The 1,283-nt window shown below is 42.2% G+C and carries 2 protein-coding genes; one reads left to right on the top strand and one right to left on the bottom strand.

Going from position 1 to position 1,283, the window contains the following annotated elements; genetic code table 11:
- Positions 1–320 precede the first annotated feature (320 nt).
- The gene (locus F6K49_RS49995) at positions 321–443 is read left to right on the top strand and encodes a hypothetical protein (RefSeq protein WP_293110265.1); all 123 of its coding nucleotides are present in this window, start codon (positions 321–323) and stop codon (positions 441–443) included.
- Here F6K49_RS49995 and F6K49_RS49990 read toward each other — a convergent pair.
- The coding region (locus tag F6K49_RS49990) for a hypothetical protein (protein ID WP_366514363.1) at positions 397–1,283 on the bottom strand (887 nt) is incomplete at its 5' end. The two genes, F6K49_RS49995 and F6K49_RS49990, sit on opposite strands and share 47 nt — an antisense overlap.

The raw sequence follows: 1,283 nt of genomic DNA, 5'->3' as shown, positions 1-1,283 counted from the left end.
AACCCACCCAGCCACAGCATTAGAGCAAGCAGATCTTTGTATCTGTGCTTTAACCGACATCTCAGTTAGGCAAGTCGGCCAGTCAAGCAGTAGCACCACTAGCCTGGAAATTCTAGTAGCTGTTGACACCTAACTTTCAACCTTCTTAGAATTTAGAATTTAGAATTTAGAATTTAGAATTTAAAATTTAGAATTTAGAATTTAGAATTTAGAATTTAGAATTTAGAATTCTGACCAACAACCTTCAACTTTAAACCTTTAACCAACAACCTTCAACTTTAAACTTTTAACTTTTAACCTTCAACCTTTAAACTTTAACCTTGGCCTTTGGCCACGCTACGCGAACAACCTTCAACCTTGGCCTTTGGCCACGCTACGCGAACAACCTTCAACAGATCATGCTGCTTGTCGGGACAACAACAGTTGAACAAAAGTATCACTAACTGTATGGTCTTTAGTATTCGCTGCGTATTGAATTAAGGTTTCCCGCAAGTGCCAAGCAGCATTCCACGGCAGTAGAGTTGCCAAGAGGAAGTACACACCGCGAAACCTAGGGTCACTGATATGCTTGTTTGGCAAATCTTTTCCCTCACCTAGGAACGTCTGCACGATGAAAAAGTCCTGGATTTTGTCGTGGCGGAAGTACCATTCTTTTCGATCATTGCCTGCATGGTCAACAAATATACGACAAATTACCATTTTGTGGCGTTCCATGCAAATCAGTTCTTCAAACCATTTGTCAGCTGGTATAGCTACCTGGTCTTGCAAGCGCATCTGGTAAACTGCTTCAGCAAATGCCTCTAGGGGAAATTTCCTCAGATAGAGTTGTTCATACTCCTGAGCCATATATTGATACTGCTGTTGCTGCAAATTCAGCAAGTCTGGTTTCTGCCCATAGGCTATCATCTGAGCCACTATGGTCAGGTCCATCGGGTTAGACAGCATCCGACGCACAGCTTTCCGTTCTTCTTCTGATTGGTACTCATCTAAAACGGTGTCAATATACTTTTCGCAGGCTTGTTTGTACTTCATACCCGAGATGGGAGCATCTGGGGGCATAATTTTATAGCGGGATAGTAAAAATTCCTTAATCTGCTTAGGTTTTAATGGTTGCAGTACATAGGTCGTAGCGGAGGAAGGAGTCTGGCACTCCATAGATTGGGTCCCGATGATAATATTGCCCTTGAAGTAACTTTCCACAAAAGTGGTAATCATCGCTCGTGTGTCTGGAGTGACTTCATTGAGTCCATCAATACAGATATCAATGGCATCACTGTAAATCA

This window comes from Moorena sp. SIO3I6, from assembly GCF_010672095.1.
The sequence above is the reverse complement of the archived record's forward strand: the minus strand, read 5'-3'. Positions and strand labels throughout refer to the sequence as shown.